Raw genomic sequence first — 23,672 nt, 5'->3', positions numbered from 1 at the left:
GCAATTTATAAAGCAAAAGAAGTATGCAGGTCCTTGATTCTAGAGAATACACAGCAAATCTCCACCATCATTATGAAAATTACTTTGGTTCGCCTGGAAAAAGGTTAATACTTAATGAAGGACCTAAAGAGAAGCTGCATTCAACGTTTTATGTTCTACTATTCAAGTTAGCTAATTATTACTGCTATTGTACAGTAGGTATGTCAGCAGATCGAATTGACGATAATCTAATTGAACTGATTGTTTATTCTCCTAAAGCTGACAAATTATTGGTTGAGCTTATGACAGTTTGTGCTTCCTTTCACCGGAATGTAGCACCATTAAACCTTCATCATACTGTAAATATCGGCCGGCCTTGGCTGAAAAATTCAAAGTGTGATCATGCCTTTATTTCGCTTCCCTATTTAAATGGGCCACGATTAGAAATATTCAACTTTGAGAGTCATGAGATTCACTGCTACTGGCTTATTCCAATAACCGAGAGAGAAAGAGACTACAAGATTAAGAACGGCTGTGAGGCATTGGAACAGTTATTTGAGGACAAGCAATTAGACTACCTTGACATCAAGCGCAACTGCTTAGCTTCTGAGAGCTAGAAAGTTTTGACACCTAGGGAGCAATATAGAACAGGAATTAATACTGAAATATCTCCTGCAATACCTCACAAATCTGTTGCCCAACAGACTCCGGCAATACACCTAGCTTTTTCACCAAGCGGGTTTTATCTACCGAACGGATTTGATCTAACGCAACCTGACCTGCTTTGCCCTGAAAGGACCAATTTACCCGCGACGGATAGGGCTTCTGTGCACTGGTAAGCGCTGCAATCGTGACGGTGCGTAGGTTGCGATTCATCTCGTCGGGGGAGATGATGAGGCATGGGCGCGTTTTGCTGATCTCGCTGCCTTGCGTGGGGTCTAGGTTTACCAGCCAGACTTCAAGCCGACTGACTACCATTGCCATTCGTCTTCCAGTGTTTCATCCGAGAACCCTTCTAGCAGTTCCTCATCGGGCGTGTGACCCTGGGCAGCCGCTTGTTGAAAACGCTCATCCCAGCCCTGGCGCGCAGCATTTTCCACAGGCGTAATCAGGACCCCTTCGGAGGTTGGTTCTACGTTCACTTCACCGGTCAAATGATACTGCTCCAGCAATTTCTTGTGCAGGATAATCCCCTTCGAATTGCCAACACGTATAAGACGGGTTTTCATAATCGTTAGTCTGTCTGCATGGTAGGAACGCGCCATGACGCGTTAAGTCCTAAATTTACGTTATTATAAAGTAAGAACATTGCCAGTAAGTAACAATGTTCAATGCCGAACGCGCCATGGCGCATTCCTACTATTTTTGGCCACAATACTAATTTAATTGGAATATTTTGTACATTTACCGCTACCAACATCTTTGTTCACGTCCCTAAAAGCGGAGAACCATGTCTGATAAACGCCAGGCCGCGCTCGGCTTCATCTTCATCACGTTGTTGCTGGATGTCATTGGGTTTGGCATCATCATCCCCGTTGTTCCGAAGCTCATCAGCCAGCTTACGGGCGAAGGCATGAGTGAGGCGGCGAAGTATGGCGGCTGGCTGGGTTTTGCGTTTGCCAGCATGCAGTTTCTGTTTTCGCCGGTGCTGGGCAACCTTAGCGACCAATACGGGCGGCGACCGGTGTTGCTGTTCGCCCTTTTTGGCTTTGGCCTTGATTACCTGTTTGTTGCCTTTGCGCCTACCGTGGCGTGGCTTTTCGTGGGGCGCATCATCGCGGGCATCACGGGAGCTAGCTTCACGACGGCCTCGGCTTACATTGCCGACATTACCCCACCGGAGAAGCGGGCGCAGAACTTCGGCATGATCGGAGCGGCGTTTGGACTTGGCTTCATCATCGGGCCAGTGATTGGCGGCTTGCTGGGGCAATACGGTGCACGGGTGCCATTTTTGGCAGCAGCCGGGCTTACCCTAATCAATTGGCTGTATGGCTACTTCATTCTGCCGGAGTCGCTGCCCGTAGAGAACCGGCGAAAGTTTGACTGGAAGCGGGCTAATCCGGTTGGCTCGTTGCGGCAGCTGCAGCGCTATCCGGTTATTCTGGGCATGGTAGGTTCGCTGGTGCTGCTCTACATTGCGGCCCACGCAGTACAGAGCAACTGGTCGTATTTCGTGATGTACCGCTTTGGCTGGAGCGAGGCGTATGTGGGGTATTCGCTGGGCGTTATTGGCCTGCTGACAGCCTTGGTGCAAGGTGTTCTGATTCGCTACCTCAATCCAAAGCTAGGTGCCAAGCGCTCCGTGCTCATCGGTTTTGCGCTGTACGGCCTTGGCTTTCTGCTCTTTGCCTTTGCTTCGAAAGGTTGGATGATGTTTGTCTTTCTGATTCCGTACTGCTTAGGCGGCATTGCCGGGCCAGCGTTGCAGGGCCTTATGTCGGGGCAGGTGCCGCCGAATGCGCAAGGTGAGCTACAAGGTGCGCTAACCAGTTTGGTTAGCCTCACCTCTATCATTGGCCCGCCACTGATGACGAATATCTTCTCCTACTTCACGGGCCCGAAAGCCCCCGTGCATTTCCCCGGCGCCGCCTTCTTGACGGGAGCTGTTCTAATTCTGATCAGCGTGGGGTTGGCGATGCGGTCATTGGCAAACTACAAGCAGCCAGCCGTCAGCATTCCGGCTGAAGCGGCTTTGGCGGAGTAGCTATAACAAAAGAACGTCATTCCTCGCAGGCTCGGAATGACGTTCTTTTTAGTCGCTCTGAAAGCTAGGCCGTTTGCTTTTTGCCCAGCAGATTCTTCACGGCCGTTACGGCTTCCGGCACCGCCAGCGCTACGGAGGCAATGGAGGCAACCGTAGCCGTCTGGCAGTAGAAGCACAGCGCTTTGTTTTCCTTCCACTCTTCACGCGCTAGTGTAAGGTTAGTCGCTACGTCACCTAGGGTCTTGATTAGTAAGCTGATTGGCAACGCAGGGTTGTCAGCAGCACGGTTTGCACCGCCGGCCGCGGCCAGCGCCGTCGTGATGCCGTAGGTGGAAATCATGCCTACAGCATCGGGCGTATCGAGGCGCTTGTAGCCGTAGTCGGAGGCGTCGACTTTATCGGAATCGAAGGGCCCAACGGGTGGGTCGGGCAGGTGGTGGATGATGCCGGTCTGGTACAGTGTCACGATCTGGCCGAGCGCTACTCCGAGCAAGGATAGGCCAATAATCCAGCGGCGACGTTTTAGGTTAGGGTCTTGGTTGTAGCGAAGCTCTTCGCTTAATTGGGTCGGGTTCATAAGAGTTAGTTGCGGTGAATACCAGGTGGTACGTGCCCGCCCGCAGGTTGGGTTACCTAGGTTGTAAAGTGTGCTGAACAGCACATCGTATGCGGCATCCTTTTGCCAGCTTACGGAGTATGTTCTTCTAAACTCCTCAGCAATGGAAGCAGACCTCACCTTGCACGTCAACGGGCAGCCGCACACGGTACGCGTCGACCCAACTACGCCACTGCTTTATGTACTGCGCAACCAATTGGCCCTTAACGGTCCCAAGTTCGGCTGCGGTCTTCAGCAGTGCGGCGCCTGCATGGTGGTCCTCAACGGCAACCTAGCCTGGCCGAGCTGCCAGCTGCCGGTTTCGGAGGTACTGCATACGACTATCACTACGCTCGAAGGCCTCACCCGCCCCGACGGCTCTTTGCACCCCCTGCAGCAAGCCTTCATCGACGAGCAGGTGCCGCAGTGCGGTTACTGCCTCAATGGCATGGTGATGGCGGCCGCTGCCCTTCTTCAGCAACATCCTAAGCCCAACGAAGAAGAAATTCGCAATAGTCTTTACCGGGTGCTGTGCCGATGCAGCGTCCATAGCCGCGCCATCAAAGCCATCAAGCGAGCCTCAGAAATGAGCTAATCACCTGCCAGACATCCGGCCAATAGCCCACACATTTCTCTTGCTATGAACGCCCAACTGCCTTCTGCTTCCCGTCGCAAGTTCCTTAAGAGCGCTGGCTGTCTGACGATTAGCTTTGCCTTCCTAGGTCTAGGCACCGAAACAGCTGGCAGTCCGATAGTAGCTGATGAATTGCCGGGGAGCCTTCAGAACAATCCGCGCATCAACGCCTGGTTGGAAGTGCTAAGCGATGGGCGCGTGCGGGTGCTCACCGGCAAGATTGAGCTAGGGCAGGGCATTGGCGTAGCCGTGCAGCAAATGGCGGCCGAGGAGTTGGATATGCCGCTGGGCAAGGTAGAAGTGGCTCTGGCCGAAACCGACCGCACTCCCGACGAGCGCTACACGGCCGGCAGCGCATCTATCGAGCAAAGTGCCATGTCGGTGCGCTACGCGGCGGCCGCGGCTCGGCAGAAGCTCCTAACGTTGGCGGCGCAAAAGCTAGGTGTGAAAGCAAGTCAGTTAAGCCTTGCTGATGGCGTGATTCAAACCAAGGACAAGAAGCGCCGGCTCACGTTTGCGCAAGTCTTGAACGGCGCACAGCTTACCGATGAGGTGCGCTTACCGATCAAGCTGAAGCCCAAAAGCCAGTACCGCTACGTGGGTAAGGCTATGCACCGGGAGGAAATTGAGCGAATGGTGCGGGCTGATGAGTGGTACGTGCACGACCTACGATTCCCGAACATGCTGCACGCTCGCGTGTTGCGCCCCGCCAACTACGAATCGAAGCTCGTGAAGCTTGATGTAGCCGAACTCAAGCGTCTCGTGCCTGGCTTACTGAAAGTGCACGTCGATGGCAGCTTCGTCGGCTTATTAGCCGAGCAAGAATATGACGCCAAGCTAGCACAGGACTACGCCAAGCTGCACGCCCAATGGACGCCCGGCCGCACTCTCCCAGCCGGGCAGCCCCTCCCCGATTACCTCCGTAAGCTTCCCTCCAGCTCCAAGCAAATAGCCAACCAAGGCCACTTCGACACGCCATCAGTTGCAAGCGAAACTACACTGAGCGCCAGCTACTTCAAGCCCTACCTCATGCACGGCTCCATTGGACCGAGCTGCGCGGTGGCTCTGTTCGACCAAGGCACGCTGCACGTCTGGACGCACACGCAGGGCGTATACCCGTTGCGCGACTCGCTGGCTGATTTGCTGAAGCTGCCCCAGGAAAAGATCCACGTGAAAGGCGTTCCTGGCTCAGGTTGCTACGGCCACAACGGCGCCGATGATGCCGCCGCTGACGCTGCTCTGCTCGCCATAGCCACGCCCGGCCGCCATGTACGCGTGCAGTGGGCTCGCGAGGACGAGCACGCCTGGGAGCCTTACGGCAGCGCTATGGTCGTCGACATCAGCGCCCGCCTTGACCCAAGCGGCCGCATCACGCACTGGCAGCAGCAGGTCTGGACGGATACGCACAGCGCCCGCCCCAGCGGCCACGCCGATAAGCTTCTGCCCGCCCAATACTTAGCCCAACCACGCCTTCCGAAAAACGACGGCGCTACCGACCAGAGCGCCGGGGGTTACCGCAACGCTGAGCCGCTTTACGTGGTGCCCAACCTGCGCGTCGACGCCTATTTCTTCGAAGGACCTTTGCGCGTTTCCGCCTTACGGAGCCTAGGTGCCTACGCTAATGTATTTGCTATTGAGTCGTTCATGGATGAGTTGGTCGAGAAAGTAAAAAAAGATCCGTGGGAGTTCCGGTTGCAGCACTTGCAGGATGAGCGTGCGAAAGCCGTGGTGCGGAAAGCACAGGAAATTGCGGGCCAGCAAAAGCTTACTGAGAGCGAAGGTCTAGGTTTCGCCTTTGCGCAATACAAAAACAAGGCGGCCTACGTCGCGGTGATAGCCAAAGTACGCCTTGCCGAAGAAGGTACTATTTACCGTCCGCAACTCTGGGCCGTTATCGATGCTGGCGAAGTCATCAACCTCGATGGTATTAAAAACCAGACGGAAGGCGGCATGATACAAGCCGCCAGTTGGGCCACCAACGAAGAAGTAATCTTCGATACCCACGGCATCCGCAGCCGGCAATGGGAAAGCTACCCCATCTACCGCTTCGACGAAGCTCCTTATATAATGGGCGTTACGGTCATCGACCGTCCGAATGAGCAACCTCTGGGTGCCGGCGAAGCCGCGCAGGGTCCAACGGCCGCGGCTCTCGCCAACGCCGTGTACCGGGCTACGGGCAAGCGCATCCGCGAACTTCCGCTGCGTCCCGAAAAGCTGGTAGATGAATCGGTGCACCGGCAGTAAGCAGACCTACCCTACTACAGCCCTAGCCAATACTCGATGGCTATGCAAACCCCCATCATCCCGCACACCAGCAACGCCCGCCGTTGAGCATCCGCGAGCCGCCGCTGCCAGTACTCCTCTTTCATCGTCCAGTAGACCAGCCTCTTCATGAAGTTTCCTTGTTGATTATAAGCGCCTTACATTCCTCACAGACAATCTTCTCATGCTGTTTACCAGCGTATGAAGTCGTCTTCTGTTCTATACGGCGCTGCCAAGGAAGTGTCCTACGTAATTGATGGTATATCGTGTAGTACTTTTTTGGTATTGTATAATGCTTATTGCTTCAGGTAGTGGATGTTAGATGAATGCGCTGTTTCCTTTCGCATGCCTGAAGAGTAGCTTGCATGTCTACAAACGTCAGCGAATGCAGCTACTATTACGGCCTAGTTAAGTAGCACCGCATTGCAACGAGTTAATTCAGCAGTTGTGGGGCTTTTTTGCGCTACTGGGCTTTTCCTTACCCACTGCGCATCAATGCACAAAATCATGCATGATTTTGTGCATAACCATTTCTGTGTAAATGAGTAATGCAGATGGTCAGGGCTTGTGTTGCTGATTGCACCTTCTTGTGCTACCCCATTTCCCCCACTGCTATGCGTAAACGTACAATCGAAGCTGAGTACGGCCCTGAGTTGGCCGCAAAGCTCAACGCCTTCCAGGAAGGGTTGAAATCTGTGCAGCAAAAGCATCAACTTCACTTCGACGAGACACCGGCCCGCCCCAGCCGGACAGCCTCAACCCTAGCGGAGTACGTGATTGTGCACTACAATCCACCGCGCATGTCGCTCGTGTTTCATCCGCAGCTTCCCGATGATATTGCCCAAGATACCCGCGCCTTATTTCATCAGTTTTTTGAATAATACTTCCAGTAAAACCTAGGTTAGGGAGTGTGCCGAACAGATGTTGCGGCGCCTATTTGGCAAGCCGCCGCTACTTGGCGTACCGGCTGTTTAGCCCCTCCAAAACAGCAGTTGTGGCCGGATGCTGCCGCTCGCTGGTTGTCCGCTGCTGCTGCTGCTGCTGATCAGCGCGATACTCTTCCTGCAACAGCTTTAGTTCCTGCTGCACCTGCTTCAGCTGCCGCTGTAAGGAACGTGCATGTTCGGCGTGCGTAGTCGTGGGAGGCGTCCAAGCCCGAAACTGCTGAAGCTCCTGCTGAGCGTACGATACCAGCAGCGTAGCATTTGTCAGGAAGGTTTCTTCCGGACCGGGTGCAGGAGCAGCGGGAGAAGCAACACCAATGCCACAGGCATTCAGAAACCGGAGGCAGACAGAGAAGAGGTAGTTCATAGCGGGTGGAAGCCGTAAAGCGGGTATAAAGCCGGTTTACAGAAAGCAATTCCTGCTCCAAATCTTCGTCAACAACCTGCTTATCTGATACTCAGCCGACTACCTAGCTTCTGTTTTATGTATAATATTCCTTTTTCTGAATATATTCCTTGTTTTCTCCTAAAATGGACCTTGCTCAGTGCGGCTACACGCAGGTGCAACTTCTGTAGCTGTTCGCTACGGCTAGCGGCCGGACTTACGCATAGAAGAACCTCTTATTATCAGGGAAGTTGGCAAAACAATCGTATCAACCAGCGCTTCTGCTTCGCTGGTTTGTTCCAACTTTCTTAATAATACGTCTATCGAATTTTCAGCCAGACTTTCCACTGGCTGTGCAATGGCCGTTATTGTTGGGGAGTGCAGTCGAAATAAATCGTGGTCGTCGAACGATATCACACCTATATCCTCCGGGATCCGCAAACCTAGGCGCGCAATAGCTTCCAAACCGTAAATACTTAAAATATTATTAGCGAATATAATTGCGTCGTATTCCCTGTTATTTTTTATAAAACTGTATATTTCTGACACAAGCCTTTCAAGGCCTTCCCCGAAATTCACCACAAAGCGCTTGATGTTCTTTGCCCGCCCCGCTTCATCCAGCGCTTTGCTATAGCCTTGTAGTCGCGCCTCCATTTGCGTTTGCCGCGATTCGCTTGTCACAAAGGCAACATTCTCAAAACCTTGTTCCAGCAAGTGCCTGGCAGCCTGATAAGTACCATCAGCCCCGTCTACGACCACATAATCACTGATCAGGCTCGGAATATACCGATCTAGGAGTACCGTAGGCTTATTGCTTCTAAGTAAAGAATTAACTTCCTCCTCAATTCCTTCAGGTGGGGCAATGATATAGCCGTCAATATGCCGCTCCTGAAACATGGATATTAAATCCTTGGTCTTAGCGGTATTATTATCCGTGCTGCAATAAATAATCCGGTAGCCACGCCCAAATGCTTTTTTTTCAATTAACCATGCAACAGTTGCAAAGAAAGGGTTAGATATATCTTCTATAATGAGCCCAATTACGTGTGTTTTACCAGTCCGCAGACTTTTAGCCAGCTGATTCGGTTTATACCCGACTTCTTCCACATACCGCAATACTTTTTCGGCCAGCGCATCGCTAATTCGCTGCTCTTTCGCCTTACCATTTAAGACAAAGGAAACCGTAGCAATTGACACGTTTAAATGACGTGCAATGTCATGAATCAATGTGCGCTTTTTCACTTTATCTGTACTGCTCATACAATCCGAAAGAAGGGCAGCTTAATTTCTAAGTGATAATCTTGGTACCACCTAGGTTAGTGCCCAATAGGTTATGCTATTACCTATTATATTCTAAAAAATCACTTTCTCCCAGCGGTGATGCCTTCCCACTGATCAGTGCGGAAGGGTGCAGCTGGCAAACCTTCCTTGTTGTAGAGGTTGCCTTTGGGGTTGTTGGCCCAGTCGTAGCGCACAGCTACCGGGTTCGGCACGGCCGCGCTGGTCACGAGCAGTTCTTGTCCTTGCTGCGTGGCCGTGGCCCAGTAGAACTTCTTGTCGGCGCCGGCTATTGCAAAGCCTTTGATCGTGTCGCCTTTCACTTGCAGCCCCGAGCCTAGGTTCCGGAACTTCAGCCGCACTTGATTTCCCTTGATGCTCATCGACTCGTAGGTTGGGCCGCTGGCTACCACTTTTTCACCGTACGCCACGTTGCGCGCTACCAGCGCCAGCCGATGCCCCACGGCCTGCTTATTGGCCGGGTGAATGTCGCTGGCATCGCCCACATCCACGGCGACGGCCATGCCAGTGCGGGGCAACGTCAGTGCCATCGCCTGCGCTTCCCGCAGCTCGGCCCAGCCTGACTCAGCGGGCTCGGGCAGGGCTTTAGTAAAGTTGGCGAGCTGCACGAACAGGAACGGCAGATCGGTGCCCCAACGGCTGCGCCAATCCTTAATCAAGGTCGGAAATAGCGTGCGGTACTGGTAAGACCGGCCGGTGTTGCTTTCACCCTGGTACCAGATTACACCTTTTAAAGCATACGGAATCAGGGGCGCAATCATGCCGTTATAAAGCACCGACGGCAGATTTTGAGCGTTTTTAACTTGCTCAGTGGGCTGCACACCCTGCTGACCTAGCTTTTCCTGCTCGACTACGCGCGCCTGAAAGTCCGGTAGCTGCTTCAGGGCTTCTCCGCTAACCCAAGCCTCGGCGGGTGTACCACCCCAAGGGCTGTTAATCAGGCCAATGGGGATGTTATACTGCTGAAATAAGTCGCGGGCGAAGAAGTACGCCACCGCCGAAAACTGGCCCGCCGTGCCTGGGCTGCACACCATCCACGCGGAGCCCTGGTTCTCTGACCTAGGTTGGTACGCAACTTCTTTCTGGACGGTGAATTGACGAATTTTTGGAAAGCTGGCGGCAGCCACCTCCTGTTCCGCGTTCAGAACCACGGGATACGCGCCAGGCGCAGGCGCGTTTTTGTCGCGCAGCGGCATCTCCATGTTCGACTGTCCCGAAGCCAGCCACACATCCCCAATCAGAACATCTTCTAACGTAATGGTATTCTGCCCTTTAATGGTTAGGGTATAAGGTCCGCCCGCCGGCATAGCTGGGAGCGTCGCCTGCCATTTGCCGCCTGCGCCAGGAGCTGCCGAGTACGTTTTCCCCTGAAAGCTGATCGTGACTTTCTCACCCGGCTCGGCCCACCCCCAAATCGGCACTTTTGTTTCGCGCTGTAGCACCATGTGGCTGCCCACGAGAGCAGGTAAGCGCACTGCTGCCTGCACGGCAAGGCTGCTACTCAGCCCGAGGAAGGACAAGATTAATTTTCTGGTATCCATTGTTGATGAATGGGCGAGGAGAAACAAGGTGAGAGGCGTTTGTAGCGCAAGCAGCAAACCTAGGTCACGGCTCCAAGACAGCAGGATGTTCGCTACTCGGCCAAAGACCTTGACAACTGTTACTATTTGCCGTTGCTTAAACGTTTTTCTTGGTCAATGTATAGTGTTTTCTGGTGTTATCAAATGCTTGCAGCTACTGATTATACTCTTGGCTACTCCTGATTATAGGAAAACTTAGGTAGCGCGGTATAATCAGGGAACTTTACAAAATTTTATGCTTTAAGGTTAACACAAGTTCTTAAGCCGCAAACGTTTGCTTCCCTAATTTCAAAGACATTCTGCCTTTCTATAATATAAATAGTTGACGCACAGGTACTTACTTCCTCTTAATTATCATCTACCTCTTGGTAGCTCGTGAAAGTTTTGCTGTTACTGTATGACGCTCGATTAATAAATATGCTAAAACCTTTTAGCTTAGCATCAATAGCAGCTGCTTCGGCGATTAGCTTCGTCATCATTACACGCTGTTCTTTTCCGCTCCTAAACCCATCTGATGCCTAACCCTTCTACTCTGCTTCGTTTTCTTTCTTGCTTGCTCCTCTTTGGGATGCACCAAGCTTTTTCTCAGCAACCTAGCCCAGCAGCTAGCGCCACTGCTGGCAAAACCATTCAGCCAATAATGACGGGCTGGCGCTTTCGGCAAGTAGGCAAGGACAACTGGGCGCCCGCTACGGTGCCCGGCACGGTACACACTGATCTGCTGGCTACTAAGCAGATCGAAGACCCGCTGTACCGCGACAACGAGATGAAGCTGCAATGGATCGGCAAGACGGATTGGGACTACGAAACGACGTTTGCTGTGGCGCCTGCTACGCTCCAACGCTCGCATCTGGAGCTAGTTTTCAAAGGCTTGGATACGTACGCCGATGTAACCCTCAACGATGCCTCTATTCTGCACACCGACAACATGTTCCGCGAGTGGCGCGTGGACGTGAAGCCGCAGCTGAAAGTCGGCGAAAACCGCTTGCGCATCCGGTTTCGCTCGCCGCTGAATGAGGTGGCAGAACTGCCCAAGAGAGCTGGTTATGAGCTGTTTGCCATCAACGACGAGCAGGCCATGGGCATCATTGGCGACAAAGGCCCGGTACTGAGCCCCTACACCCGCAAAGCGCCCTATCACTACGGTTGGGACTGGGGCCCGCGCTTCGTGACTTCGGGCATCTGGCAGCCGGTGCAGCTGGAAGCCTGGGACGCTGTCAAAATCACCGATTTTCACGTTGTGCAGCGCCAGATCAGCGCGCAAGCGGCTCAGCTACAATTGGTAGTGGAATACGAAGGGGCCGCTTCAGCCGGTGGGCAGCAGGCCACTTTGGTGCTGGAAAACCTAGGTCCGGATGGCAAAGCTGGTCAGCGGCTGGAGCAAACAGTGACGTTGCAGCCCAATAGGCACGAAGTAACGGCTGACCTCCGCATTAACAACCCTAGGCTGTGGTTTCCAGCTGGTTACGGACCTCAGTCGCTCTACTCCTTCAAAGCGCAATTGCTACAAAATGGCAAGCCGCTGGACGAAGCGAAGACACGTACCGGCCTGCGCTCCTTGCAACTGCGGCGCGAGCATGACGCCTATGGCAAGTCGTTCGAGTTTGTGGTCAACGGCATCCCGATTTTTGCCAAAGGCGCCAACTGGATTCCGGCCGACATCTTCCAGACGCGCGTAACGCCAGCACGCTACCGCCACCTGCTGCAATCGGCCAAGGACTGCAACATGAACATGGTGCGCGTATGGGGCGGCGGTATCTATGAGAACCAAATCTTCTATGACCTCTGCGACGAGCTAGGTCTGATGGTGTGGCAGGATTTCTTGTTTGCCTGCTCCTTCTACCCTGGTGATGAAGCTTTTATGAGCAACGTGCGCGAGGAGCTAACTTATCAGGTGCGCCGCCTCCGCGACCATCCCAGCATTTCCATTTGGGTAGGCAACAACGAAAACGAAATTGCCTGGCAGGAATGGGGCTTCCCCGTGAAAAATGGCCCGCACCGACTGGCAGTGTGGAGCAACTACCTCAAGCTGTACCGCGACCTGATACCAACTGTCCTGAAAGCGCAAGACCCTGACCGCCCGTACTGGTCGTCGAGCCCATCGGCTGACTTTGAGGACATTGCCGGTTCGCAGGCCAACGGCGACATGCACTACTGGCAGGTGTGGGGCGGCACGGCACCCATCTCCGATTATGAAAAGCAGATACCTAGGTTTATGAGCGAATACGGCTTCCAGTCGTTCCCTGACTTGAAGTCGGTGGCGCTGTTCACGAAGCCGGAAGACTGGGATATTGCCTCGCCGGTGATGAAGGAACACCAGCGCAGCGCCGTCGGCAACCCGCGCTTGAAAGAGTATTTGCTGCGCGACTACAAGGAGCCGAAAAACTTTGCTTCTTTCCTGTATGTGAGCCAAGTACTACAGGCGCAAGCCATTAAGCTCAGCGCCGAGCACTTGCGGCGCAACCGGCCGCGCACGATGGGCTCGATGTATTGGCAGCTCGATGACTGCTGGGGCGTGGCTTCGTGGTCGTCGATTGACTATTACGGCCGCTGGAAAGCCTTACAGTATTACGCCAAGCGCTTCTACTCCGCCTTCCTCGTGAGTCCCCACGAGGAAGGCGACCAGGTGCGCTTCTACGTGGTGTCGGACCGCACCAGCGCCGTGCCGGCTAGCCTGCAAGTGCGGATGCTGGACTTCAACGGCAAGGTGTTGTTCAAGCAATCGGCTAGCCTGCAAGTGGAGCCGCTGACCAGCAAGGTTTACCTCGAAATTTCCAAGGATAAGCTCCTGAAAGGCCAGGATATCAAGAAGGTAGTGCTAGCCTGTGATCTGCAAGCCAACGGCACCACGCTCTCAACCAACACGCACTACTTTGCACTGCCCAAGGAGATGACACTGCCCAAAACTAACGTCAGCGCTACCTGGGCCCGCACCACCGACAGCACCTACCAGGTGACCCTGAAAAGCACAGCCCTGGCCCGCGAAGTGTACCTCTCACTAGCGCAAGGCGACGGCTTCTTTGGCGACAACTACTTCGACCTATTGCCCGGCGAAACCAAGGTATTGACCTTCAAGAGCGAAGGCGCTACTTCGCTCGATGAGCTGCGCAAGCGGCTAGTGGTTCGCTCGCTCACGGATGCGTTTTAATTGCTCGTAACTCCCTTCCCAGTTTCTCAACATGGTTATCCAACGCTCCGCCTTCGTTACCTCCAAACCACTGAATCACAATCTAAAACCTTTCGTCAGTCGAGCTTCTGCACTAATACTAGGCACTACCGTTTTGCTGGGCAGCGCCTGCCAGCGCAGCAACGTACCGACGGCCGCCACGGCAACTCCGTCCAGTGCAACGACGGCCACGCCGCAGTGGAGCCCGCGCGTGGCGGCCCTGCTGAAGCAAATGACGCTGGAGGAGAAAATCGGGCAGATGACGCAGATTACCAATGCAGCCATCAACCATACCGGCGAGCAGAAGGACGTGTCGCTGGATTCGGCCAAGTTGGTGCCGTTCATTCGGGACTATGGCGTGGGCTCGTTTCTGAATGGTGAGGCCGTGCCGCCGACGCAGTGGCTTTCGTATTTAACTGCTTTGCAACGGATTGCAATGCGCGAATCGCGCCTGCACATTCCCGTCATCTACGGCATCGACCACATGCACGGAGCTAGCTACGTGTCGGGCGCGGCTATTTTTCCGCACAACATCAACCTAGGGGCCACCTTCAATGCGGAGTTTGCGCGGCAGGAAGCCCGCGCTACGGTGATAGAATCGGCGGACCTAGGTCACATCTGGGTGTTCGCGCCGGTGCTCGACCTAGGGGTGAACGTGTACTGGCCGCGCTTCTACGAAACCTACGGCGAAGACCCGCTGGTGGCGGCAAGCCTAGGTGCGGCGTATGTCAAAGAGTTACAGAGTAACACGGACATTCTGCCCTATAAAGTAGCGGCTTGTGGAAAACACTTTCTGGGCTACTCCGACCCGCGCAACGGCTGGGACCGAACCAACGCCATGATTTCCGATCAGCGGCTACAGGAGTTTTTCCGACCTTCATTTCAGGCGGCTATTGATGCAGGCTTGAAGTCGGTGATGATCAACAGCGGCGAAATCAACGGCGAGCCGGTGCACTCTTCTAAAGCCATTCTGACCGACTTGCTACGCACGCAGATGGGCTTTAAAGGGGTGGCCGTAACCGATTGGCAGGACATCATCCGCCTCGTGACGGTGCAGAAAACGGCTGCAAACGAGAAGGAGGCCACGTTTCTATGCATCGATGCGGGCGTGGACATGGCTATGACGCCGTACACCACCGATTTCTGCCGCTATGTGAAAGAGCTGGTGAAGGAAGGTCGGCTGATGGAAGACCGCATCAACCTTTCTGCCGGGCGCGTGCTGCAAATGAAGGACGAGCTAGGTATGTTCGACAACCCCATGCCTCGTGCCGACCGCCTCAACCGCATTGGCTCGCCGGAGTTGAAGCAGCAGACGCTGGAAGCGGCTCGTGAATCGGTGGTGCTGCTCAAAAACGAGAAGAACATGCTGCCCCTGGCTCCGGCTAAGGTGAAGCGGCTGCTGATCGTCGGCCCGTCGGCGGACTCGCGAGCGAACCTGGCCGGTGGCTGGACCCTAGCTTGGCAGGGTCGCCAGGAGGCGCAATACCCGCAGGAGGTGTTGACGATCTATGCCGCGCTGAAAAAGGAGTATCCCAATGCGCAAGTGGAAACAGTTCCTTATCAGGATGTTACTGGCAAACCGCAGCTAGCCAACGTAGCCGCCGCAGCTCGTCGTGCCGACGCGGTTATCCTAGCTATCGGGGAGCGGCCGTACGCGGAAGGCCTAGGCAACAGCAGCGACCTGACGCTACCCGAAGATCAGCAGCAGTTGGTGCGCACGGCCCAGAGCGCTGGCAAGCCGACGGTGCTGGTCATGATTGGCGGCCGACCCAATATCATTCGCCAAGTAGCTGAGCGCTCAGAAGCTATTCTGTGGGGCGGCCTGCCGGGTTTTGGCGGCGGACAAGCCATTGCAGAAATCATCAGCGGCAAAGTGAACCCCAGCGGCCGGTTGCCTTTCACGTATCCGCAGTTTGCCGGGCACATCTCCAACTACCACCACGACAACAACGAGAACAGCTTGGATCTAAGCGACTTCGGGGCCGGCTTTGAGAACCGAGGCGCCAAGTACAAGAGCACCATGCTCACCGAGTACGGCGACGGATTGAGCTATACGGCGTTCCGCTACAGCAACCTCCAGCTCTCCGACACCGTGCTGACCGGCAATGGCACGGTACGCGCCACCGTACGTGTGACGAACACCGGCGCCCGTCTCGGCAAGGAAGCCGTGCTCTGGTTTATGACCGACGAAGTGGGGCGTATCACGCGGCCTGTGCGCCTGCTCAGGCACTTTGAAAAACAAGCGTTTAAGCCGGGCGAAAGCCGGGAGCTAACCTTTATCATTCAGCCGCAGCAAGACCTGAGCTACCCCGATGCGTACGGCAAGCGCCTGCTCGAAGACGGCTACTTCACGCTCCGCGTGGGCGACCAGAAGCAGCGCTTCCGCTATGCGGGTGCCACGGCTCAGCATTCACCTACTACCCCTCCTCATAGCCCGAAAACTAGTGGCGCTACCGGTTCCAAGTAACGCACCTAGGTTATCGTCCGTGCCATCTCATGTAGCGCAGACGATAGACTCCGCACTACACGTACACAAGGCGGGGAACCGCGCTAGTTCAAATTTCTTCTTATGTCGCTATCTAAGAGCACTTTGTGGCTGAGTCTGTTGCTTGTACTGTCCTTGTCGGTGCGCGGGCAGCAGCTCACCGAAGCTATCCGCCTGAACCAGGTCGGGTTTTACCCGTTGGCGCCAAAGGTGGCCGTGGTAGTCGGGACAGTTGTGGGCAAGTTTTTCATCACCACCCCCGACCGGAAGACCACTGTTTTCACGGGGCAGCTAGGTCCTCAGCGCAACGATGCCCTGGCCGGGCAGCAAACCCGCATAGCTGATTTTTCGGGCTGCAAAACAGTGGGCACGTTTGTCATCTGGATTCCTTCGCTAGGGTTTTCGCACTCATTTCAGATTCGGCCGGGCGTGCACGAGGGTGTGGCGCGGGCGTCGCTCAAGGGCTTTTATTACCAACGGACTGCTACGCCCTTGCCGCCGACGTACGCCGGACAGTGGAGCCGCCCTCTAGGCCACCCCGACAACCAAGTGCTCGTGCACGGCTCCGCGGCTAGTGCGCAGCGGCCAACTGGCACCCTCATTTCCGCCCCGCGTGGTTGGTACGATGCCGGCGACTACAATAAATACGTGGTCAACTCGGGCATTACGCTCGGCACTTTGCTTTCCCTTTACGAAGACTTTCCGGCTTACACCACGCAACTCAACGTGCAAATCCCGGAGAGCAAAAATGCCATTCCAGACCTTTTAGACGAATCGCTCTGGAACCTGCGCTGGCTGCTCGCTATGCAAGACCCTGCCGATGGCGGCGTGTACCACAAGCTCACCAATGCCAAATTCGACGGCATGGTCATGCCCGATCAGGTCAGTACGCCGCGCTATGTGGTGCAGAAAAGCACAGCGGCTACCTTAGATTTTGCGGCTGTGATGGCGCAGGCCAGCCGTATTTTTCGGAAGTTCAACCAGCCGCTTCCCGGCCTCGCCGATTCGTGCTTGCAAGCTTCGACTAAGGCTTGGGAGTGGGCCCAACAGCACCCAACCGTCTACTACCAGCAGGAGGCCCTAAACAAGCAGTTTCAGCCCGCCATCAGCACCGGCGCTTACGGCGACCAGGACGTGCAGGATGAGTTTGTCTGGGCGGCGGCCGAGCTGTACGCAACCACCAAACAGGAGAACTACTACAAAGCCGTGCAGCTGTTTCCGGGTGATAAAACGCCATTACCTACTTGGAATCAGGTTCGTACCCTGGCGTATTATACCCTGGCTCGGTTCAGATCGGAGCTGACGCCCCTCGCTCAGAAGGACCTAGGCCAGCTCAGGCAGGGGCTTATCACGCTGGCGGATAACCTGACCGCGGGCGCCACCACGCGCGCCTACCAAACCGTGATGGGAAAAACCGCCGCCGATTTCAACTGGGGCAGCAGCTCCAACGCCGCCAACCAAGGCATTGCCCTGCTCCAAGCCTACCAGCTTACCGGCGACAAGAAATACGCGCTGGCCGCTCTTACGAACCTAGATTATTTGCTAGGCCGCAATGCTACGGGCTACTGCTTTGTAACAGGCACCGGCGCCAAATCGCCGCAGCACCCGCACCACCGGCTTTCGGAAGCAGATGGCGTGCTAGCTCCGGTTCCGGGCCTGTTGGTGGGTGGTCCGAACCCCGGCCGCCAGGATGGCTGCCAGTACACATCGAGCCTGCCCGCCACAACCTACGCCGACGATGTTTGCTCCTATGCTTCCAATGAAATTGCCATCAACTGGAACGCCCCACTGGTGTACTTGGCGGGAGCATTGGAAGCATTGCAGGTGCAGGCTAGCTTCTCTCCTACCGCAACTACCAAGTAAAGCTTTCCTACTTGGTAGCAGGCAGGTAATTCACTTCTCGATAAGTAGTTGAGCCAACTTCCGCTTGCCGAATTCTAAAAAGTGCGGCCCTGGTTTTCAGAGGCCGCACTTTGCGTTTGTGTCTGAGAGCCTATGCTAAATTGCTACAAGAAGCCGTTCAGTTTACAATCACTAAAAAAACAACCTGTACACTTAGTTGGCAGTAGTACTTACTGTCTAATTTGTGAGTCTTCGGCAATTATTTATACTATTCATTAAGAAAATCATCTTTAGCAAAAAACAACCAAGCGCTTACGTAGCAATAATCTGGCATCTAACTGTATATTCGCTGTTAATCCTGTTCTTTTAGATCCTAATTCTGTGAAATCTTATCCTATTCGCATGTATGCCTCCCACCCGGATGCTGCGCTGCTGGGTGCATTGCGGGCAGATGATGAAGGCGCTTTCGCAGAGATTTACAAGCGCTACTCCTACCGGCTATTCACCGTTGCTTACCAAAAGCTAGGTAGCCGGGAAGTGGCGGAAGAGCTGGTGCAGGATTTATTCGCGGACCTCTGGAGCCGCCGCGCCAGCCATCAGGTGCAGGAGCTACAGCCTTACCTGTTTTCCGCGATTCGATACCGGATTATCAACTACATAAAAGCCCAAAAAGTAAAGGCCGGCTACGAGCTTTACTGTCGCCTCAGCACCTCCGAAGCCGATACCGACACGGAAAATAACCTAGCCCTGAGCGACTTAAGCGCGGCTTTTCTGGCTGGTGTGGGCAAGCTGCCTGAGAAGTCGCGGGAGGTATTTCAGCTTAGCCGGCTTGAGCACTACACCGTACCCGAGATTTCAGTGCGCGTAAACCTCTCGGAGAAGTCGGTTGAATACCACCTGACCAAGTCGCTGAAGCTCCTGCGTAGCTACCTGCGCGATTTTTTGCTGGCCATTCTGCCTTTATTCATTTTTTTGCAATAAATTAACTCATTATCAATCAGGATATTATCAATTGCGCTGCTAATCGCTGTCTATATTTTTAAGAAAAAAGTACTGTTGGGTTTAGGGCTAGGGGCAAGTTCGTTGACTTGTAAAGTAGAAGCCCGCCTAAATCCTCTCTCCCCGTGACGGAAGCCGAATTCCATACCTTACTTCAGCGCTACCTCGATGGCCATTGCACGCCCGAAGAGCAGGTGCTGGTAGAGCGCTGGTACGACCGCCTGGAGGAAGCAGACGCGCACTCGTTGCGCAGCCAGAATCAGGAGGCCGTGGAGGATGCCATCTGGCACCGGCTCACCCAAGCCCAGTCTGTGCCGGAGGCCCGCGTGGTGCGCCACCCAGCCAGCTTCTGGCAGGCTCCGGCGCTTCGGGTGGCGGCCGCACTGGTATTGTTTGCGTTAGCCCTCAGCGTGCTGGCTCCTTACGCCAAGCACTTCCAAGGCTTCCCTTTCTCCGACGGGGTAACCCTGGCGAACGGCTGGACGCTGCGCACCAACGCAACCCAGCGGGAGCAAGCGTTTCAGCTACCCGACGGCAGCCAGATTACGCTGCACCCCGGCAGCCGCCTGCGGTATAATACCAATTTCGACGGTCCCCGGCGCGAGGTGCACCTGGAGGGCGAGGCATTCTTCAAGGTGAGCAAGAACCCGGCGCGCCCGTTCCTAGTGTTCACCAAGCAAGTTGTTACGACGGTGCTGGGCACCAGCTTCCGGGTGAAAGCCTACGCGGGCAGCAACCTAGCTTCGGTAGCAGTGCGGGAAGGGAAAGTAGCCGTGCAGGCCCGCAAGAATGCCAAGCTGGAAGCCACACCTGCGCATCCGGCCGCAGCGGGCATACTGCTTCTGCCCAACCAGCAAGTCGTTTATTCGGCGGCGAGCCGCCATTTAAAGAAGGAGTTGGTCGACAAGCCGGTAGTACTGGTGCCGCAGTCCTTCGAGTTTGAGGAACGCCCCGTGACGGAAGTACTGGCCGCTTTGAAAAAGGCCTACGGCGTAGATATAGTATATGATAAAGCAAAGCTGGCCGGCTGCACGGTTAGCATCACCTTTTATAATGAGCCCCTGTTTGAAAAGCTAGGTTTGCTGTGCAAGTCTTTGGGTGCCTACTATAGCCTGTCCGATGCGCAGGTGATAATTCACAGTGATGGTTGTCAGATGAAACCAGGAAGCTAGGCTTCCGTGGTCCGTTCTTTTCGAGTCTTTTCCGGTTCTACCCTACCCTTCCTGCTCAGGAAGCCACCTATTGCAGCAGATATTTGAATGTCAGCGCCTTGCAGAGCACTGACCTTTGTATTGCTTTTTCTTTAGTCCCACCACAATCCATTACATCCCCATGCAAAAATCAGTACATCTTCCCCCACCCTCTTGGTCCAGGGCTACCATCAAAGCACTTTTGCTCCATACGGTGATGGTCGGCTTGCCAGTGGGTGTGGCAACAGCCCGCCCGCTTACCACAGATCAGCCAGCTCTGGTTACGCACCCGCTAGCGGTTCAGACTGTGCTGGAACGCAAAATTACATTACAGGTACAAGCGCAAACGATTAAGGAAATCCTGAATCAAATTGCCAAGCAAGCCAACATCCGCTTTGTGTATAGCCAGCAACTTATTGGTGCTGAGCGCAAAGTAAGCTTACAGGCGAAAGAAGCGCCCTTATCAACAGTGCTGGATGAGGTCTTGTCGCCGCTAAAAATTCAGTACGAAGTCAGCAATGACCGCGTGGTCTTGCGTGTTCCTTCCCGGTCCACGTCCGCAAACGTTACCAATTCTGCAAACGTTTCTGATAGACAAGATGTGACCGTCTCCGGCCGGGTAGTAGATGCAAAAGGCTCAGGCTTGCCCGGCGTAACGGTTGTTGTAAAAGGAACCAGCACGGGTACGGGCACCGGTCCGGATGGCAGCTTCACGCTGCAAGCTCCTGAGAACGGCGTGCTGGTATTCAGCTTCGTGGGTTTCACGCGTAAGGAAGTGCCCGTGACGGGTGCCACCAGCAACCTGACCGTGACGCTGGCCGAAGACACGCAGGCCCTGAACGAAGTAGTGGTAATTGGCTACGGCACTGCCCGCAAGAGTGACCTCACGGGCGCCGTGGCCTCGGTTACCAGCGCGCAGCTCACGCAAGTAGCTACCTCTGACCCTGTGCAGGCGCTGCAAGGCCGCGTGGCCGGCGTAGAAGTGACTTCTAACAGCGGCCAGCCGGGCTCGGGCACCCGCATTCGGGTGCGGGGAGTGGGCACTATTAATAACAGCGACCCGCTGTACGTAGTGGACGGCATCCAGACCAGCGACATCGGCTTTTTGCTGCCCGCCGACATCGAGTCGACCGAGATTTTGAAGGATGCCTCAGCCACAGCCATCTACGGCTCGCGCGGGGCAAACGGAGTGGTACTTATCACCACCAAGCACGGCAAGGCGGGTGCCACGCAGTTCAACTTTTCTGGCTACACCGGCTTTCAGCAAATCCGGCGCACGCTGCCCCTCACCAACGCCGCCCAGTACGCGACGCTCGTGACGGAGGCCTTCACTAATGCCGGGAAGCCGCTGCCCGACTACGGCTCGCGGTTGCAAGAAGCTATTGCTACTAACGCTGAAGGTGTTGATTATCAAGATTTGGTAACGCAGAAGGGCTTAATTACCAACTACAGTTTATCGGCCTCGGGCGGCTCCGAGCAAAACCGCTACCTAGTGAGCGGCAGCTACTTTCAGCAAAACGGCATCATCAAGAATTCGGGCTTTAAGAAGTTCGTGATTCGGGTGAACGACGACGTGGTGCTCACCAAGCGCATCAAGGCGGGCGTGGCGGCTACGTTTACCAACAACAACCAGACGGGCAGCGGCGATGGTCAGGGGGGCTCGCAGCCTTACACGATACTGCAATATGCGCAGCAAATAAACCCGGTTCTCAACCCGTTCGGCCCCAACGGGACTTACAACGACGACGTCATCACGCGCAACGCGCTGAACGTGCCGCGTCTCCTCGACGAGCAGAAGTATAACAAGCTTCAGAACAACAACCTATTCACCAGCAGCTACCTCGATGTTTCGCTGTTTAAGGGTTTGTCGTTCCGCTCCACGTTCGGCATTAACTACTTCAACAACCACCCCAAAGTATACCAGCCGCAGTACTACATCGGCCCGGTAGACCAGCGGGCCCAGAGCGCGCTCATCGAAACGCGCAACGAAAACGTGAGCTGGGTGTGGTCGAACTACTTCAACTACAACAAAACGTTTGCTGATAACAGCAACCTCTCCTTTACCCTAGGCCAGGAGGCGCAACGCGGCTACGGCAACGGCATCTCCATCACGGCTTACAACGTGCCGCTCGATGCTTCGCTGCAATACGCTTCGGCCTCGCGCAGCACCGGCAACGTGGTGCGCAGCAGCCAGTACGACGGTAGCTTATCCTCTTACTTCGGCCGGGCTAACTACAACTTCCGCGACCGTTACCTCGTGACGGGTACGTTGCGCTTCGACCAGACGTCGAAGTTCCTCGGGCCAGTGCGCACAGGCACGTTCCCGTCGGTAGGTGCGGCCTGGAACATCTCCAATGAGCGGTTCCTCAAGGATGTAAGCTACTTGTCAGTGTTGAAGCTACGGACCAGCTACGGCCAGGTAGGCAACCAGAACGCTGCCCCCAACTACGGCTACGCCTCGGTAGCGCGCAACAACCAGATCTACTCCTTCAACGGAGTGGCCGCTCCCGGCTTGGCCATCAGCCAGATTAACAACCCGGACCTGAAGTGGGAAACGGCCATCACTACCGACGTGGGCCTCGATGCAGAGTTTTTTAATAGCCAGCTGACGCTTACGGCCGACTATTTTGAGCGCCGCACCAAGGACATGATTGCCTTGTCTCCGGTCCCCGACTACGTGGGGCAGGCTCCTGCTCCTGCCAACGTAGGTTCGCTGCGCAATCGTGGCCTAGAGCTGGCGCTGAGCTACCGCAATGCCATTGGCAAGCTGCAGTACAACGTAGGGGTTAACTTCACTAAAATCAACAACGAAGTAACCAGCCTAGGTGGCGGTAATGCCATTGCTGCTGGCAATGTGCTCCCGCAGATCGGCAACACTACCCTCACCGACGTAGGCCGCGAGATAGCCTTCTACTACGGCTTGAAAGCCCAGGGCGTGTTTCACAATCAGGGCGAAATTGACGCGTATAAAAATGCTGCTGGTGGGCTGGTGCAGCCCGGTGCGAAGCCCGGCGATGTGCGCTACCAGGACACTAACGGCGACGGCACCATCACGGCTTCCGACAACACGTACCTAGGCAGCGGCACGCCTAACTTCAGCTATGGCGCCTCGCTGAACCTGAACTACTCGGGCTTCGACTTCCGGATGTTGCTCTACGGCGTGCAGGGCGCCGAAGTCATCAACGGTGGGGCCTTCAACCTGTCGAAATCGGCCGACTTTGTGGGTGTGTGGAGCAACTTCTACGCGAACCGCATGGACCGCTGGACGCCCAGCAACCCCAACAGTGACCAGCCCCGCGTGACCTCGACCGACACCAACGGTAACGACCGCTTTAGCAGCCGCTACGTGGAGGACGCGAGCTACCTACGTGCCCGCAACATGGAGCTAGGCTACACGCTGCCCCAGACATTCCTAGACAAGATTCAGGTGAAAGGTGCCCGGGTGTTTGCCTCGGTTGATAACGTTTTCACCATCACCAAGTACACGGGCTACGACCCCGAAATATCGACCGTAGCTAACTACAACAACCCCCTGTCGTACGGCGTGGACTACGGCAACTACCCGCAGGCGCGCACCTACCGTCTGGGCTTCAATGTTCAGTTTTAAT

General features: G+C 55.1%; 18 protein-coding genes. 11 read left to right on the top strand and 7 right to left on the bottom strand.

The genetic code is table 11. The features are described from left to right. The first annotated feature begins 23 nt into the window (after positions 1 to 23). On the top strand, positions 24 to 596 hold the full coding sequence (locus IEX74_RS08510; RefSeq protein WP_188813118.1) for a suppressor of fused domain protein: 573 nt from the start codon (positions 24 to 26) through the stop codon (positions 594 to 596). Between the two features lie 37 nt (positions 597 to 633). Here IEX74_RS08510 and IEX74_RS08505 read toward each other — a convergent pair whose 3' ends face one another. Further along, on the bottom strand, positions 634 to 963 hold the full coding sequence (locus IEX74_RS08505; protein ID WP_188813116.1) for a type II toxin-antitoxin system PemK/MazF family toxin: 330 nt from the start codon (positions 961 to 963) through the stop codon (positions 634 to 636). Continuing rightward, positions 951 to 1,208 carry an AbrB/MazE/SpoVT family DNA-binding domain-containing protein gene (locus IEX74_RS08500; RefSeq protein WP_188813115.1) on the bottom strand — a complete coding sequence of 86 codons (258 nt, stop codon included), beginning with the start codon at positions 1,206 to 1,208 and terminating at the stop codon, positions 951 to 953. Before IEX74_RS08500 ends, IEX74_RS08505 begins: the two co-directional genes overlap by 13 nt. Before the next feature lie 221 nt (positions 1,209 to 1,429). On the opposite strand from IEX74_RS08500, the gene IEX74_RS08495 reads away from it, so the two are divergent. Further along, positions 1,430 to 2,683, top strand: a complete 1,254-nt coding sequence (locus IEX74_RS08495) for a TCR/Tet family MFS transporter (RefSeq protein WP_188813113.1) — start codon at positions 1,430 to 1,432, stop codon at positions 2,681 to 2,683. Between the two features lie 64 nt (positions 2,684 to 2,747). On the opposite strand, the gene IEX74_RS08490 is transcribed toward IEX74_RS08495, so the two are convergent. Continuing rightward, positions 2,748 to 3,260, bottom strand: coding sequence for a vitamin K epoxide reductase family protein (locus IEX74_RS08490; protein ID WP_188813111.1), 513 nt, complete (start codon positions 3,258 to 3,260; stop codon positions 2,748 to 2,750). Positions 3,261 to 3,402: 142 nt separating this feature from the next. Here IEX74_RS08490 and IEX74_RS08485 point away from each other — a divergent pair, with 142 nt between their 5' ends. Beyond that, on the top strand, positions 3,403 to 3,873 hold the full coding sequence (locus tag IEX74_RS08485) for a (2Fe-2S)-binding protein (RefSeq protein ID WP_188813110.1): 471 nt from the start codon (positions 3,403 to 3,405) through the stop codon (positions 3,871 to 3,873). 45 nt (positions 3,874 to 3,918) lie between these two features. Further along, positions 3,919 to 6,156, top strand: a complete 2,238-nt coding sequence (locus IEX74_RS08480) for a xanthine dehydrogenase family protein molybdopterin-binding subunit (RefSeq protein ID WP_188813109.1) — start codon at positions 3,919 to 3,921, stop codon at positions 6,154 to 6,156. A 14-nt stretch (positions 6,157 to 6,170) separates the two neighbouring features. Here the strand turns inward: IEX74_RS08480 and IEX74_RS23350 are convergent, their stop codons facing one another. After that, positions 6,171 to 6,305, bottom strand: coding sequence for a hypothetical protein (locus tag IEX74_RS23350; protein ID WP_262892029.1), 135 nt, complete (start codon positions 6,303 to 6,305; stop codon positions 6,171 to 6,173). Between the two features lie 483 nt (positions 6,306 to 6,788). On the opposite strand from IEX74_RS23350, the gene IEX74_RS08475 reads away from it, so the two are divergent. Continuing rightward, positions 6,789 to 7,055, top strand: coding sequence for a hypothetical protein (locus tag IEX74_RS08475; protein WP_188813108.1), 267 nt, complete (start codon positions 6,789 to 6,791; stop codon positions 7,053 to 7,055). 70 nt (positions 7,056 to 7,125) lie between these two features. On the opposite strand, the gene IEX74_RS08470 is transcribed toward IEX74_RS08475, so the two are convergent. From IEX74_RS08470 to IEX74_RS08460, 3 genes are all read right to left on the bottom strand, one after another. Then, positions 7,126 to 7,485, bottom strand: a complete 360-nt coding sequence (locus IEX74_RS08470) for a hypothetical protein (protein ID WP_188813107.1) — start codon at positions 7,483 to 7,485, stop codon at positions 7,126 to 7,128. A gap of 222 nt (positions 7,486 to 7,707) precedes the next feature. Further along, positions 7,708 to 8,763 carry a LacI family DNA-binding transcriptional regulator gene (locus IEX74_RS08465; protein WP_188813106.1) on the bottom strand — a complete coding sequence of 352 codons (1,056 nt, stop codon included), beginning with the start codon at positions 8,761 to 8,763 and terminating at the stop codon, positions 7,708 to 7,710. A gap of 101 nt (positions 8,764 to 8,864) precedes the next feature. Further along, positions 8,865 to 10,343 carry a sialate O-acetylesterase gene (locus IEX74_RS08460; RefSeq protein WP_188813105.1) on the bottom strand — a complete coding sequence of 493 codons (1,479 nt, stop codon included), beginning with the start codon at positions 10,341 to 10,343 and terminating at the stop codon, positions 8,865 to 8,867. Positions 10,344 to 10,950: 607 nt separating this feature from the next. On the opposite strand from IEX74_RS08460, the gene IEX74_RS08455 reads away from it, so the two are divergent. The 6 genes from IEX74_RS08455 (at position 10,951) to IEX74_RS08430 (ending at position 23,671) form a co-directional block, all read left to right on the top strand. Continuing rightward, complete coding sequence (locus tag IEX74_RS08455; RefSeq protein ID WP_188813104.1) at positions 10,951 to 13,530, top strand: beta-mannosidase; 2,580 nt, start codon at positions 10,951 to 10,953, stop codon at positions 13,528 to 13,530. Between the two features lie 133 nt (positions 13,531 to 13,663). Further along, a complete protein-coding gene (locus tag IEX74_RS08450) occupies positions 13,664 to 16,015 on the top strand; it encodes a beta-glucosidase family protein (protein WP_188813103.1) in 2,352 nt (783 codons plus the stop codon). Positions 16,016 to 16,117: 102 nt separating this feature from the next. Further along, on the top strand, positions 16,118 to 17,896 hold the full coding sequence (locus IEX74_RS08445; protein WP_188813102.1) for a glycoside hydrolase family 9 protein: 1,779 nt from the start codon (positions 16,118 to 16,120) through the stop codon (positions 17,894 to 17,896). 360 nt (positions 17,897 to 18,256) lie between these two features. Beyond that, on the top strand, positions 18,257 to 18,856 hold the full coding sequence (locus IEX74_RS08440; RefSeq protein ID WP_188813101.1) for an RNA polymerase sigma factor: 600 nt from the start codon (positions 18,257 to 18,259) through the stop codon (positions 18,854 to 18,856). 143 nt (positions 18,857 to 18,999) lie between these two features. Continuing rightward, positions 19,000 to 20,046, top strand: a complete 1,047-nt coding sequence (locus IEX74_RS08435; RefSeq protein ID WP_188813100.1) for a FecR family protein — start codon at positions 19,000 to 19,002, stop codon at positions 20,044 to 20,046. A 160-nt stretch (positions 20,047 to 20,206) separates the two neighbouring features. Then, positions 20,207 to 23,671, top strand: a complete 3,465-nt coding sequence (locus IEX74_RS08430; RefSeq protein ID WP_188813099.1) for a TonB-dependent receptor — start codon at positions 20,207 to 20,209, stop codon at positions 23,669 to 23,671. Position 23,672 lies beyond the last annotated feature (1 nt).

Source organism: Hymenobacter cavernae (genome assembly GCF_014641455.1).
Lineage (GTDB): Bacteria > Bacteroidota > Bacteroidia > Cytophagales > Hymenobacteraceae > Hymenobacter > Hymenobacter cavernae.
The sequence above is the reverse complement of the archived record's forward strand: the minus strand, read 5'-3'. Positions and strand labels throughout refer to the sequence as shown.